Annotated in this window: 14 protein-coding genes; 10 read left to right on the top strand and 4 right to left on the bottom strand. The window is 70.2% G+C overall.

Annotated features, from left to right (window positions below; genetic code table 11):
- The first annotated feature begins 12 nt into the window (after window positions 1-12).
- From ABZ420_RS11220 to ABZ420_RS11235, 4 genes are read left to right on the top strand one after another with little or no spacing between them, the layout of a single operon-like run.
- Window positions 13-435 (top strand): ribulose bisphosphate carboxylase small subunit, encoded by a 423-nt coding sequence (locus ABZ420_RS11220; RefSeq protein ID WP_357120267.1) that lies wholly within the window; start codon window positions 13-15, stop codon window positions 433-435.
- Entirely contained in the window at window positions 425-1,429 is a 1,005-nt protein-coding gene (locus ABZ420_RS11225) for an AAA family ATPase (protein WP_357120270.1), read from the top strand. The genes ABZ420_RS11220 and ABZ420_RS11225 overlap by 11 nt, the downstream gene beginning before the upstream one ends.
- Before the next feature lie 15 nt (window positions 1,430-1,444).
- Window positions 1,445-2,533 (top strand): class 1 fructose-bisphosphatase, encoded by a 1,089-nt coding sequence (locus tag ABZ420_RS11230; protein ID WP_357120273.1) that lies wholly within the window; start codon window positions 1,445-1,447, stop codon window positions 2,531-2,533.
- Window positions 2,534-2,544: 11 nt separating this feature from the next.
- Window positions 2,545-3,423: a phosphoribulokinase gene (locus ABZ420_RS11235; protein ID WP_040866760.1), complete on the top strand. Its 879-nt coding sequence runs from the start codon at window positions 2,545-2,547 to the stop codon at window positions 3,421-3,423.
- A gap of 42 nt (window positions 3,424-3,465) precedes the next feature.
- On the opposite strand, the gene dinB is transcribed toward ABZ420_RS11235, so the two are convergent.
- Together dinB and ABZ420_RS11245 are read right to left on the bottom strand one after the other, a co-directional pair.
- Window positions 3,466-4,701: a DNA polymerase IV gene (gene dinB / locus ABZ420_RS11240; protein WP_357120277.1), complete on the bottom strand. Its 1,236-nt coding sequence runs from the start codon at window positions 4,699-4,701 to the stop codon at window positions 3,466-3,468.
- Window positions 4,702-4,801: 100 nt separating this feature from the next.
- Window positions 4,802-6,019, bottom strand: coding sequence for an erythromycin esterase family protein (locus ABZ420_RS11245; RefSeq protein WP_357120280.1), 1,218 nt, complete (start codon window positions 6,017-6,019; stop codon window positions 4,802-4,804).
- A gap of 113 nt (window positions 6,020-6,132) precedes the next feature.
- Between ABZ420_RS11245 and ABZ420_RS11250 the strand changes: the two genes are divergently transcribed.
- The 4 genes from ABZ420_RS11250 (at window position 6,133) to ABZ420_RS11265 (ending at window position 9,438) form a co-directional block, all read left to right on the top strand.
- Window positions 6,133-6,843, top strand: a complete 711-nt coding sequence (locus ABZ420_RS11250) for a MerR family transcriptional regulator (RefSeq protein ID WP_357120528.1) — start codon at window positions 6,133-6,135, stop codon at window positions 6,841-6,843.
- 139 nt (window positions 6,844-6,982) lie between these two features.
- Window positions 6,983-7,363: a BlaI/MecI/CopY family transcriptional regulator gene (locus ABZ420_RS11255; protein WP_040866763.1), complete on the top strand. Its 381-nt coding sequence runs from the start codon at window positions 6,983-6,985 to the stop codon at window positions 7,361-7,363.
- Window positions 7,360-8,310 (top strand): M56 family metallopeptidase, encoded by a 951-nt coding sequence (locus tag ABZ420_RS11260; protein WP_040866764.1) that lies wholly within the window; start codon window positions 7,360-7,362, stop codon window positions 8,308-8,310. Before ABZ420_RS11255 ends, ABZ420_RS11260 begins: the two co-directional genes overlap by 4 nt.
- Window positions 8,311-8,328: 18 nt before the next feature.
- A complete protein-coding gene (locus ABZ420_RS11265; RefSeq protein ID WP_357120284.1) occupies window positions 8,329-9,438 on the top strand; it encodes a crosslink repair DNA glycosylase YcaQ family protein in 1,110 nt (369 codons plus the stop codon).
- Between the two features lie 265 nt (window positions 9,439-9,703).
- Here ABZ420_RS11265 and ABZ420_RS11270 read toward each other — a convergent pair whose 3' ends face one another.
- Together ABZ420_RS11270 and ABZ420_RS11275 are read right to left on the bottom strand one after the other, a co-directional pair.
- Complete coding sequence (locus ABZ420_RS11270) at window positions 9,704-11,134, bottom strand: MFS transporter (RefSeq protein ID WP_357120287.1); 1,431 nt, start codon at window positions 11,132-11,134, stop codon at window positions 9,704-9,706.
- 13 nt (window positions 11,135-11,147) lie between these two features.
- Window positions 11,148-11,948 carry a thioesterase family protein gene (locus ABZ420_RS11275; protein ID WP_357120290.1) on the bottom strand — a complete coding sequence of 267 codons (801 nt, stop codon included), beginning with the start codon at window positions 11,946-11,948 and terminating at the stop codon, window positions 11,148-11,150.
- A 54-nt stretch (window positions 11,949-12,002) separates the two neighbouring features.
- On the opposite strand from ABZ420_RS11275, the gene ABZ420_RS11280 reads away from it, so the two are divergent.
- Both ABZ420_RS11280 and ABZ420_RS11285 read left to right on the top strand, forming a co-directional pair.
- The gene (locus ABZ420_RS11280) at window positions 12,003-12,476 is read left to right on the top strand and encodes a helix-turn-helix domain-containing protein (RefSeq protein WP_357120293.1); all 474 of its coding nucleotides are present in this window, start codon (window positions 12,003-12,005) and stop codon (window positions 12,474-12,476) included.
- A 53-nt stretch (window positions 12,477-12,529) separates the two neighbouring features.
- Window positions 12,530-12,943: an NUDIX domain-containing protein gene (locus ABZ420_RS11285; protein WP_357120296.1), complete on the top strand. Its 414-nt coding sequence runs from the start codon at window positions 12,530-12,532 to the stop codon at window positions 12,941-12,943.
- The last annotated feature ends 6 nt before the right edge of the window (window positions 12,944-12,949 follow it).

The raw sequence follows: 12,949 nt of genomic DNA on the forward strand, positions 1-12,949 counted from the left end.
AAGGACAAACCGATGTATCTACGGCACGGAACGTTCTGCTACCTGCCGCCGCTGACCGATGAGCAGATCGCCGCCCAGGTGCGCTACGCGCTGCTCAACAGCTGGCCGGTATCCATCGAATACACCGACGATCCGCATCCGCGCAACGCCTACTGGGAGATGTGGGGACTGCCGCTGTTCGACCTGGACGAGCCCGACGGTGTCTTGGCCGAGATCAACGCCTGCCGAGCCACTTTCCCGCGGCATTACGTGCGGGTGCTGGCCTACGACGCCCGCTACACCAGGCAGACGACAGCACTGAGTTTCCTGGTGCAGCGGCCGCCCGACGAGCCAGGCTTCGCGCTGACCCGCACCGAGGGCCCGGACCGCAGGCAGACCTACGGCCTGCACTCGTATGCCACGACCGTCCGCCCGGGAGACCGGTATGGCGGCTGAGCCCAACGGCTCGGGATTCCGTCTGCACCGGCCGGGGACCGACGTTCCCGGCGCGGTGCGGACGGCGCCCGCCGAAACGGAGGCGCCGGAGATCCTGGGCGAGGACGCGGTGCTGGATCTGTCGGCCGACCTCGCAGGCCACGACGTCGAGGAGACGCTGCGCAGACTGGACGCGGAACTGATCGGCCTGGCCCCGGTGAAGCGGCGGGTGCGCGAGATCGCGGCGCTGCTGCTGATCGACCGCGCGCGGCAGCGATTCGGGCTGACTTCGTCGCGGCCGACCATGCACATGAGCTTCACCGGCGGGCCGGGCACGGGCAAGACGACGGTGGCATTGCGGATGGCGCAGATGCTGCACGCGCTCGGCTACATCCGCAAACCCAAAGTGCACACCGTCACTCGGGACGACCTGGTGGGCCAGTTCATCGGGCACACCGCGCCCAAGACGAAGGAGGCGCTGGCCAAGGCGGCCGGCGGCGTGCTGTTCATCGATGAGGCCTACTACCTGTTCCGGCCGGAGAACGAACGCGACTACGGGCAGGAGGTGATCGAGATCCTGTTGCAGGAGATGGAGAACGAGCGCGCCAGCCTGGTGGTGATCTTCGCGGGTTACCCGGACCGGATGGATCGCTTCTTCTCCGCCAATCCCGGCCTGTCCTCGCGGGTGGCCCACCACTTGGAGTTCGCCGACTACACCCACGCCGAGCTGCTGGACATCGCCGGACTCATGGTGGCCGGGGAGAACTTCCATTTCGACGACGCGGCGCGCAGCGCGTTCGGGGAGTACCTGGAACGCCGGATGGCCCGTCCGCGCTTCTCCAACGCGCGCAGCGTCCGCAACGCGCTGGACCGCTGCCGGTTGCGGCAGGCCAAGCGGCTCGTCGAGCTGCGTAGACCACTGACCAAGACCGATTTGATCACGCTCACCGATCAGGATGTGTACGGCAGCAGCGTGTTCACCGACCCCGGGCCCACCGCAGGAGCCCCCCGGTGACGAGATCGAGGCGCCATGCCAGAAGGACTGAAGACCCTCACCCGTTACACCATCGAGCAGGAGCATCGGCATCCCGGCTCGTCCGGTGAGTTCTCCGCCCTGGTGAACGTGATCGCGACCGCGACGAAGATCATCGCCAATCAGGTCACCCGCGGCGCGATCGTCGGATCGCTCGGCCCCTCGGGGCCGGATAATCCCCCGCCGACGGTGCACCGCGAATTGGACGCGATCGCCAACGACATCATGGTCGCCGAAACCCAGTGGACCGGCCATCTTTCGGCGTTGCTCTCCGAACAGATCACCGAGATCCATCCGGTGCCCGCCACCCATCGGCGCGGGAAATACCTGCTCGCGTTCGATCCCCTGGACGGTTCGTCGAACATCGACGTGAACCTTCCGGTGGGCACGATCTTCAGCGTGCTGCGCGCGCCCGCGCGGGACACGGGGTCGCAGGACGGTCCGGTCGCGGATGACTTCCTGCAGTCCGGTGTCGAGCAGGTGTGCGCGGGGTTCACGCTGTACGGGCCCGCGACCATGCTGGTGCTGACCACCGGTAGCGGCGTGGACGGGTTCACCCTGGACCGGGAGATCGGCGCGTTCGTGCTGACTCACCCGCGGATGCGCATTCCCGAGGACACCTCCGGTTTCGCGATCAACGCGGCCAACGAGCGCTTCTGGGAGCGACCCGTGCGCCGCTATGTGCACGAGTGCCTGGACGGCGTGGACGGGCCACGCGAGCGGGATTTCAACATGCGCTGGGTGGCATCGCTGGTCGCCGACACCTTCCACATCCTCACGCGCGGCGGGGTGTACCTGTATCCGCGCGACACCCGCCCGCCCGCGCGTCCGGGGCGGGTGGCGTTGCTCTACGGCGCCAACCCGATCGCGTTCATCGTCGAACAGGCCGGCGGCGCGGCGACCACCGGCAGCGAGCGGGTGCTGGAAGTGCTGCCCGGGGAGGTCCACCAGCGGGTACCGCTGATCTTCGGCTCCCGCAACGAAGTGGAGCGCATCGAGCGGTATCACCGCGAACCCGACGAGGGGCCCAGTTTCGACAGTTCGCTGTTCGGCAGGCGGTCGCTGTTTCGTCCGGCCCAGCGCTGAAGAGGAGAATCATGTCGGTCAAGCACCCGGTCGTCGCGATCACCGGATCCTCCGGGGCGGGGACCTCCAGCGTGACCCGGACCTTCCAGGAGATCTTCCGCCGCGAGGGGATCACCGCGGCCGTTGTCGAGGGCGACGCGTTCCACCGCTACGACCGCAACGAGATGAAACTCGCCATGGCCGAGGCCGAGCAGACCCGCAATCTGCGGTTCTCGCATTTCGGTGAGGAAGCCAACCTGCTGAAAGAACTGGAGACGCTGTTCCGCGACTACGGCGAGACCGGCGTCGGGACCGTGCGCCGATACCTGCACGACGAGACCGAGGCCAAGCCCTACGGCCAGTCGCCGGGGACCTTCACGCCGTGGGAGGAATTGACGCCGGGCAGCGATCTGCTGTTCTACGAAGGCTTGCACGGCGCGGCGGTCACTTCCACGGTCGATGTGGCCCGGTACACCGATCTGCTGGTCGGCGTCGTGCCGATCATCAATCTGGAGTGGATTCAGAAGGTGATCCGGGACAAGACCGAGCGCGGCTACTCCAGCGAGGCCGTGATCGACACGATCCTGCGGCGGATGCCGGACTACGTCACCTACATCTGCCCGCAGTTCTCCCGCACCTACGTCAACTTCCAGCGCGTGCCGACGGTGGACACGTCCAATCCGTTCATCGCGCGCACCATTCCGACGGCGGACGAGAGTTTCGTGGTGATCCGGTTCGCCGACCCGAAGGTGATCGACTTCCCCTATCTGCTGTCGATGCTGCACGACTCGTTCATGTCGCGGTCGAACTGCATCGTCGTCCCCGGCGGCAAGATGGAGCTGGCCATGCAGCTGATCTTCACGCCGCTGATCCTGCGGTTGATGGACAAGCGGCCGAAACGGTCGTACTGAGGGGTGGTGCGGCCGCTGCCCGGTACGCGAGCGCCGTCGGCGTCAGTCGGGGAGGAGCGGGACCGAGAGGCCCTCGCCCCGGTGCAGGAGGGTCGCGCGGGTGACGGCGGCGGAGCCGAAGCGCGTGCGTAAGTCGTCGAGGGTCGCGTCGAGGGTGCCGGTGGCGCGGGACTCGAAGGGCAGCGAGAGCTGGACGGTGTCGGCGTCGTCGAGATTGGTCAGCGCCAGGCCGATCAGGGTGAGGCCGCGTTCCTGGATGAGCGGCATCGCGCCGGTGAGCAGAGCGCGGGCCGCGAACAGGATCGTCTCGGTGTGGTCGGTGGCCTGGGCGAGGGTGTGGGAGCGGGTGGCCCGGGTGAAATCGTCGAAACGCAGCCGCAGCACCACCGTTCGGCACACCCGGTCGGCGGCGCGCAGCCGCCTGCCCAGTCGATCGGTGAGCCCGTGCAGGTAGGCCTCGATCTCGTCGGGAGGACGGCGCTTGCGCCCGAGGGCGCGCTGGGCGCCGATCGAACGCCGCCGCCTGCCGGTCTCGACGCGGCGCGGATCCCGCGCCCAGGACAGGGCATAGAGGTGGCGGGCGGCGGCGGGACCGAGTATCGCCCGCAGCGGGCGCTCGCCGAGTTCGGCCAGCTGACCGACGCGGGTGATGCCGTGCTCGTGCAACGTGCGCGCGGTGACGTCGCCGACACCCCAGAGTCTCTCCACCGGCAGCGGGTGCAGGAACTCCAGTTCGCCGTCCGGCTGGACCAGCCGCAACCCGTCGGGCTTGGCGACGGCGCTGGCCACCTTGGCGAGGAACTTGGTGCGCGCGATGCCCACCGAGATGGGCAAGCCGACTCGGTCGCGGACTTGCGCGCGCAGCCGCGTCGCGATGGCGACCGGCTCGCCGGCGATCCGGCGCAGCCCGCCGACGTCGAGAAAGGCCTCGTCGATGGAGATGCCCTCCACCACTGGCGTGGTGTCGCGGAAGATCTCGAAGACGGCCTTGCTCGCCTCGGCGTAGGCGGACATCCGCGGCGGCACCACGATCGCGTGCGGGCACAACCGGCGCGCCTGCCCTCCGTTCATCGGGGTGCGCACCCCGAACGCCTTCGCCTCATAGCTCGCCGCCAGGACCACGCCGCCGCCGACGATCACCGGCTTGCCGCGCAGCCGCGGGTCGTCACGCTGCTCGACCGAGGCGTAGAACGAGTCGAGGTCGGCATGCAGGATCGATGCCTCCGGCCGCGCGAGTATCCGGGGCCTGCGGGGGACGGACGCATCGGACACGAACATATGTTCGCATAAGCCTCCGTCTGGCGTGTCGAACTCCCCGGGCTGTTCGGAGTACCGCCGAGGCGCCCGCGAATTGGAATCAGAGGTGGGGGGCGAAGGTTTACCAGTACTGATGCCGCTTTCCGTCGGTGTCGGCGATGAAGATGACCGCATCGGCGCCGTCCAAGTCCGCCGGGGTGAGCGGAATGTGGCCGGGCACGAAAGGTGCGCTCGTGCCGATCGACGGAGCGAGCGCGGCGCGCAGGTCTTGGGAGGGGAACAGGGCGCGGCGGGAGGTCGCCTCGGCCAACACGCGCTGGAGGGTGCCCGGCTCACTGTCAGGACTGGCGTCGGTTGCCACGAACACGTACCGCTCGCCGAGGGTGAGTTCGACGAGCGCGCCGGCGCCGCCCCAGTTCGCCTCGTCCCGGCCGATCGGGGTGTGGGACTGCACGCGCTGCAAGTGCGCGTTGTGCGCGAACACCAGGCTCGGTCCGTGTCGCTGCTCCTGCGCGACGATCGCGAGGAGGTTCTCGGCCATCATCTCGGCGCGCACGCTGAGCAGGGTCGCGATGCGACCGGGTGCGGAACCGGCCATGGCCGCGTGGTAGCGCAGCAGGCCCTGGGCGGTGCGCGCGTGCGCGACGGCGTGGTCGTAGCCGGCCGGGTCGGCGCGACGCAGGCCGGGTGCCGCGCGGTGCAGCGCGCAGGCGAGATCGTCCGCGACGACGCGCAGGGCGCGAGCGCGGTCCGAGTCTCCGATGGACGCAGCCGGGTCGTACATGGCCGCCTGGTTCGTCCAGTCCGCGTCCTCGCCGAGTAGTGCGTCGAGGTCGCGGACCGATCCGGGCCGCAGCGCGGCGGGCAGATAGTCGGTGACCGAGAACAGTGCGCGTCGCGGACTCGGCGCGCCGGAGTGCTCCACCGGAGCGTCGAAGCCGTGGAAGCGAACCCGGTCCGACGGCGCGCGGGTGGCGTTGTGCGTGCGGAGCCATTCGACGAGTTCGCGGTTGCCCGGCACCGCGCCGAATCCGTGGCTGAACCCGGTCGCGAGCACCGTGTCGAGGTCCGCGGTGGCCCCCGCCACGTAGTCGTCGACAACGGACGCGGCGAAGACATCGGTCTCCAGCACGATCGACCGGTACCCCCGCTCGACGAGGTGACAGAGGATCTCGTTGCGTAACAACGGGAACGCCTCGACCCCGTGCGTCGGCTCGCCGAGGGCCAGCAGGGCCGTCGGCTCGGTCCGCGCGCCGAGCAGTTCGTCGAGGGCGCGGCCCAGGCTTGCCGGGTCGTCGAGTTGGCGGCCGACGGCTCGCAGTGCTGCGGCAGTGGACATGAGCACCCCTTTCCAGAAGGAACTGCCCTCGACACTATCGTTGAACATTCGAGTGAAACTTTTGTGACCGATCCCTGGTATTCAGAGATCAAAGCCTCAATCGGAGGTGTGAGCTGCGGCCGATCGACCTCGCCCGGGAACACGGGTTGTCCGCACAGGCGATCCGCAACTACGACGACGCGGGCATCCTTCCGCCCGCCGAGCGCAGTGAGGCCGGGTATCGGCGCTATACGGCCCTGCACGCGCAGGCGCTGCGCGCCTTCCTGGCATTGCGCGCGGGCCACGGGCACCGGCAGGCGACGGACATCCTGCGCGCGACCAACCGCGGTGACTCCGAGTCCGCCTACCGGCTCATCGACGCCGCGCACGTCGCGCTGCTCACCGAACGCGACACCCGCAGCGAGGTCGCGACGGCCCTGGGCGGCCTGGCCCGCACGATGCCCACCCCTCTCCACGGCCGACCGCTGACCGTCGGCGAACTCGCGCGCCGGCTCGGCGTGCACGCGGCGACACTGCGCATGTGGGAGTCCCATGGCATCCTGCGCCCCGACCGTGACCGGGCGACGGGCTACCGCCACTACGGACCGGACTGCGTACGCGACGCCGAGATCGCACGACAGCTGCGCCGGGGCGGCTACCGGCTGTCCCAGGTCGCGCGGTTCGTCGAGTCGCTGCGCGCGGCGGGCGGGGCGGACGCGTTGAGCGCCTTCCTCGACTCCTGGCAGGACCGGTTGACCATGCGCAGCCGCAATCTTCTCGCAGGCGCGGCCCAGCTCGATACCTACCTCGCCATGCTCGATCGGACGCCGCGCGACCCGGTGTGAGAGCGCCGCCCCGGTCGTGCGGGGCATCCCGCAGCCCTGATCGGCGCGGACGGATCTACTGGTTGCCTCCGTAGTAACCGGCCGTAACCGGTAACCTGTTCCCACGACGGGGCACAGCGCGGATGAGGGAGTCGGTACGGTGCGTGGATTCGGGGATCTGGAGGCGGTGATCATGGACCGCATCTGGGATCAGGACGCAGAGGACACAACGGTGCGCGAGATCTTCGACGACCTGTCGGCTCAGCGCGACATCGCCTATACGACGGTGATGTCGACCATGGACAACCTGCATCGCAAGGGCTGGCTGGCACGCGAACGCGCCGGTAAGGCCTATCGATATTGGCCGACGCTCACCAGGGAGGAGCACAGCGCCCGGCTCATGCTCGAAGCGCTGGGTTCCGGCGGACGCTCCGATCTGGTGCTCAGTCATTTCGTCGATCGGATCAGCGCCGAGGAGTCGGCCGGGCTGCGTGCCGCGCTGCGCAGACTCGCGGCGCGCAAGTCACCAGAAGTCCCGTGAACCTGGCCATCGCTCTGACGCTGTACGGCAGCGTGGTGGCGACTTTCGGTCCGCCCGTGCTGCGCAGCCTGACCCATCGCGGCATCGCGCCGCGGCTGGGCGTGATCGCCTGGGTCGTCGCGATCGTCGGCGCCCTGAGCGCCTGGGGGATCGCCGCGACGGTGGTGACCATCGAGTTCGCCACCTACTGGGGACATCCGAAGGACGCGCTGCGCTCCTGCGTGTCGTTCCTGTGGACGCCCATGCATGTGCACGGCGCCGCGGCCACCCGGGCGGCCACGTTCGCCGTGGCGGCGCTGGTGGCCACCGGCACGGTGGCGCTCATCGCGCGCGCGGTGGGTGTCGTGGTGGACATGCGCAGGCGCACCAGCGTCCACGCCAGGGCCGTCCGCCTGGTCGGCAGGCCGGTGCCGGGCATCGGTGCGGTCGTGCTCGATTCGCCGGAGCGGCAGGTGTATTGCGTGCCGGGACGGCCCGACACCATCGTGGTCACCACCGCCGCGCTGGACGTGCTGGACGACGACCAGTTGGCCGCGGTGCTCGCGCACGAGCGCGCGCACCTGTCCGGCAGGCACGCGGCGTTGTCGGCGGTGTTGCGCGCGGTGGCCACCACGCTGCCGGGACTGCGCTTGTTCACCGTCGGTGCGGCGGAGATCGCCCGGCTGCTGGAGATGTGCGCCGACGACAAGGCCGCCGACGAACACGGTTCGCTGCCGTTGCTGGGCGGGTTGCTGGCGATCGTCGGCATCGTCGAGCCCGCGCCCCCGGGTGCGCTGGCCGCGGCGGGCACGGCGGTACTGGCCCGCGCCGAGCGGCTGGCCGACCCGGTGGGCGCGATCCGGCGAGCCACCACCCGCACCGCCCTGCTCGGCGTGATCGCGATGACAGTGACCGGGTCGGCGCTGGCGGCCGCGACGGTGGCCGGTGTCGGCGCGCTGCTGAGCTGAGTGGGAGAAGGAGCACGCGTGCGGGCCACCTGGGATCAGGTCTTCGCCTGGCGGCTGGATCGTCAGTATGTCCGGTCCCGCGCGGACGAGGGTGCGGTAGCCATCGCCGGGCGTTTGTGCGGCGTGCAGGCCCAGGTCGCCTCCGCCGCGGAACTGGCGGTCGGGCTGCGCAGCACGAAACCGGAACCGGGCGGGCTGGTTCGCGCGCTCGGGGACGGCACGCTGATGAAGACCTGGGCGATGCGCGGCACCCTGCACGCGCTCACTCCGGAACTGGCCGCCGCCTGCCTCGCGCTCATCGGCTCGGCACGCACCTGGGAGAAGCCCGCCTGGCAGAAGAACTTCGGCGCCTCCCCCGCGGAGGTGGCGGCGCTGGCCGAGGCGGTCGCCGAGGTGCTCGACGACGCGGTGCTCACCCGCGAGGAATTGGTCGAGGCCCTGGTGTCCGAGCCGGGCTTCCACCGGCTCGGCGAGGAATTGCGCTCCGGCTGGGGCGCGCTGCTCAAACCCCTGGCCTGGCAAGGGGTGCTCTGCCACGGTCCGTCGCGGGGCGCCAAGGTGACGTTCGCCCGTCCGGCCCAGCTGGTGCGCGACTGGCCCGGCCTGCCCGAGCCGGAGGCCGCGGCGCCTGCGGCGATCCTCGGCTATCTCGGCGCCTACGGCCCGGCGACGCCGGAGACCTTCGACGCCTGGCTCAGCCGCAGCAGTCTGCGCAAATCAACGGTGCGGCGCTGGTTCGCCGAGCTGGGTGACCTGCTCACCGAAGTCGACGTGGAGGGCCGCCGCGGCTTCCTGCCGACCGATCAGGTCGACGCGCTGGCCGCCGCCGCGCCGAGCGCGACGGTGCACCTGCTCGGCGCCTTCGACCAGTACGTGCTGGGACCGGGCACCGGTGACACCGTCGCGCTGCCCGCCGCCCACCGTGCGAAGGTGAGCCGGACCGCGGGCTGGATCTCACCGATCGTCGTGGTCGGCGGACGTATCGCGGGCACTTGGGAACTCACCGAGGACGCCGTCGAGATCGCCATGTTCGACGATGCGCCGTTGCCGAAGCGGGGGTTGGACGCCGCTGTCGCGCACGTGGCGCTGACCGCAGGGCGCGAAAGCCTCACGGTGCGGGCCGGGTAGTGATGCGGCGGGACCACACAGATTTTCGTCGCGCCCCAGTTGATGCCCGACCAGCTGGGCTTCATCGCGGCGTGGACCGTGGCGGCGGACCTGTGGACTGTCCGGTCCGCCGGTCCGCGGCGGGGATTCCTGGCTGGAGCAGCACTCGTCGCCGATGGCCGTGGTGCGGCCACCGCTCATCACCGCGGAATTCCTGCCGTTCGCGGACCGGCGATTCCAGCGCCGCAGCCGCTGATCCGTCGCCTCACGCGGTCCCGGCGACGGATCAGGCGACGGCCGACTCGGTGGCCGATTCCGGTTGCACCGCGGCGGGTTTCGGCATGCGGGCGGCTACGCCGACCACACCGGCCAGGACGGCGACCGCTGCGGTCACGTACCACCCGCGCCGGAACGCCTCCAGTGTCGCTTCCGGATCGGCGGGCGAGCCGAGCACCGCGACCAGCACCGCGACCCCGACCGCGAGACCGATCTGGCGCGCCATGCTCAACACGGCCGACCCGGTGGCGAACCGCTGTGGCGGCAGTCCGCTGGTGCCGGCCGCGAAGGCGGTCGGCAGGGTGAGGCCGACACCGATGCCGCTGACCACCATGCCGCCGAGCAAGCCGCCGACGTAGTCCGGCGTCAAGGTGATCGCCCGCGCCCACCACAGCATGCCCGCACCGAAGATGATCCCGCCCCCCGCGATGACCGGTCCGGCGCCGATCCGTCCGATCAGCCGCCCCGCCAGGACCGCGATCACCGGCACCATCAGCGGGCCGGGCGCGACGGCCAGACCGGTGCGTATCGCCGACCAGCCCCACACGTTCTGCGCCCACAGCACCACCGACAGCAGCATCGCGCCGAAGGCGACGTTGAAGAAGACGGCGTTGCCGGTCATCCAGGCGAAGTTGGGCGCGCGCAGCAATGCCGGATCCACCACCGGGCTGTGGTGCCGGGCCGAGGAGACCACGAACGCCACAGTCAACAGCGCCGCCACGGCGAACGCGGTGAGTACGCCCGCCGACGACCACCCCCAGTCCGTACCCTTCACCAGTCCGAGCACCAGCCCGGCGATCGCGCCGACCAACAGCACCGCGCCGAACAGGTCGGGCATCCGCCCGCCGTCGCCTTCGGGATCGGGCAGCATCCGCACGCCGATGACCACCGCGATCAAGCCGAACGGCACGTTGACCAGAAACACCCAGCGCCAGCCGAATTCGACGAGCAGCCCGCCCAGCACCGGGCCGAGCGCCGCGCCGAGGCCGCCGAAGGCGACCCACAGCCGCACCGCCGCGGCGCGGCGCTGCGGCGGTGCGGCCGCGAGCACCAAGCCGAGCGAGGCGGGCGTCAGCAGCGCGCCGCCGACGGCCTGCAGGACGCGGAACAGCACCAGCGACCCGACGTCCCATGCGGTCGCGCACAGTGCCGACCCGGCGACGAATATCACCAATCCCAGCAGGAAGGTGGTTCGAATGCTGCGGCGGTCGCCGAGTCGTCCTGCCGGGACCAGCAGTGCGGCGAACACGATCGCATAGGCGTTGAGCACCCAGGACAGCCCGGAGATCCGTGCTCCGCCGAGATCGGCGGACATGTCCAGAAGGGCGACGTTGACGATGAACAGATCCAGGCTCGACAGCAGTACGCCGATCGAGACGACGGCGAGCACGACCCGGAAGTCGGCGGCGGCCCGGTTCGGCGCCGCGGTAGGGGATGGCATGATCTTCTCCGTTTCAGCCGAGCACGCGGCGGGTCTGGCGGGCGGAGGCGAGCAGCAGGCCGCTCCGGTCCCAGATCGAGGTGTCGTCTACCGACCAACCGCCGCCGGTAGAGGCGTTCACCGTGCGAACCAGCACCGGCAGGCCACCGGTGGGCGCGCCGTGCACGTGCATCGACAGCGCCACCGTGGGGATCGCGACGGGCGCGCGCAGCGTGGGAAATATGGCGGGCGGCAGAGCGTCGGCGAGGATCGCGAGGGCCGCCGCGTCCGCGGGCGGCTCGGGGCGGAGTGCGATCCAGGCGCACATCATCGGTTCGTCCGCGCCGGTGAGTGGCAGCGGTCCCGCCGCGGGGCGGATGTCGAAGTGGGCGCCCGCAGGCACGAGTTCGGGCGGGAGGGCGAACCGCGCGCAGGAATCGACATCGGGCACCCGCGGTGCCGGCACGCCCGGGTATTTCGCGATGCCCGATTCCACGGTGCGACCGAGCGTGACGGACGCCGCCGCGACCGGGCTGCCGTCCTGCTCGGCGTGCACGTCCAGCACTACGGTGCTGCGGCCGACCGTGTGCTCGGTCGCGCGAAAGGTCAGTACATCCTCGGTGGGGCGGCCCAGGAACCGCAGGTCCACGGCCCGCACCGGCAATGGTTCGGCAGCCGCCGCGCGAGCCACCTCGATGAGCAGAGCCGCGATCACGCCGCCGTGCGGTCCGGTCCATCCCCGCCAGGACCGGTCGACCCGCGCCTGCCACCGGCCCCCGCCGGTGTCGGCGAGCGCGAACTCCTCGGCGAGCGTCCGCGTAGTGAGTTGCTTCATGCAACGCACACTAGAATAGTGAGTTCTGTCAAGCAACTGAGTATGCTGACGGATATGCGCAGGACGAGCTTCGAGGACATGAACTGCTCGCTGGCCCAGTGCCTCGAGGTGGTGGGGGAATGGTGGACGCTGCTGATCGTGCGCGACGCCCTGTTCGGCGTGACGCGCTTCGACGACTTCCACGCCCGGCTCGGCATCGCGCGCAATGTCCTCACTCAGCGTCTCGAGCATCTGATGGAGCACGGCGTGCTGACCAGAGAGCCCTATCAGGACAATCCGGTTCGCTACGACTACCGGCTCACCACGAAAGGCCGCTCGCTGTGGCTGGTCGTCACCGCGATGCGGCAGTGGGGTGACGAATGGGCCGCGCCGGACGGTCCGCCGGTGCAGACGAGGCACGCCGCGTGCGGGAACCTCGTGACCGTCGAGCCGGTGTGCTCGGAGTGCGGTGAGCGCATCGCGCTGCGCGACCTGCGTCCCGTTCTCGGCCCAGGTGCCAAGGACCCCTACCTCATTCCGGCCGGGTGAGGCGGGCGCCTGCACATTCCGCGTCCGTCGTCGCGCGGCGATAGGCTGCGGCGGTGGCGGACGGGCGAGTGCGGCAGTTGATCGACACGGTGGCATGGGTGCGCATCGAGGACGGACGGATCCTGTGTGCCAGACCGCGCGGCAAGGATGTCTTCTACATCCCGGGCGGCAAGCGTGAAGGCGCCGAGACCGATCTGCAGACGCTGCTGCGCGAGATCGAGGAAGAACTCACGGTCGCGCTGCTGCCGGAGACCGCCGCGCACGTCGGCACCTATGAGGCGCCGCACGGTCCGGCGGACGGGGCGGTGGTGCGGATGAGTTGCTACACCGCGGATTACCGCGGAACGCTCGCCGCGAGCAGCGAGATCGAAGAGGTCGCGTGGTTCTCCTATGCCGACCGGGCCCTCGTCCCTCCGGTCGACCAGATGCTGTTCGACGATCTGGTGCACGCGGGCCTGCTACGGTGAATCGCG

Source organism: Nocardia sp. NPDC005745 (assembly GCF_040630775.1).
Taxonomy (GTDB): domain Bacteria; phylum Actinomycetota; class Actinomycetes; order Mycobacteriales; family Mycobacteriaceae; genus Nocardia.

Bases quoted from the DNA above. Each gene is read 5' to 3' on its own strand.
- ABZ420_RS11220 (WP_357120267.1), top strand. From the start codon at position 13: ATGTATCTACGGCACGGAACGTTCTGCTACCTGCCGCCGCTGACCGAT.
- ABZ420_RS11225 (WP_357120270.1), top strand. From the start codon at position 425: ATGGCGGCTGAGCCCAACGGCTCGGGATTCCGTCTGCACCGGCCGGGG.
- ABZ420_RS11230 (WP_357120273.1), top strand. From the start codon at position 1,445: ATGCCAGAAGGACTGAAGACCCTCACCCGTTACACCATCGAGCAGGAG.
- ABZ420_RS11235 (WP_040866760.1), top strand. From the start codon at position 2,545: ATGTCGGTCAAGCACCCGGTCGTCGCGATCACCGGATCCTCCGGGGCG.
- dinB (WP_357120277.1), bottom strand. From the start codon at position 4,701: ATGTTCGTGTCCGATGCGTCCGTCCCCCGCAGGCCCCGGATACTCGCG.
- ABZ420_RS11245 (WP_357120280.1), bottom strand. From the start codon at position 6,019: ATGTCCACTGCCGCAGCACTGCGAGCCGTCGGCCGCCAACTCGACGAC.
- ABZ420_RS11270 (WP_357120287.1), bottom strand. From the start codon at position 11,134: ATGCCATCCCCTACCGCGGCGCCGAACCGGGCCGCCGCCGACTTCCGG.
- ABZ420_RS11275 (WP_357120290.1), bottom strand. From the start codon at position 11,948: ATGAAGCAACTCACTACGCGGACGCTCGCCGAGGAGTTCGCGCTCGCC.
- ABZ420_RS11280 (WP_357120293.1), top strand. From the start codon at position 12,003: ATGCGCAGGACGAGCTTCGAGGACATGAACTGCTCGCTGGCCCAGTGC.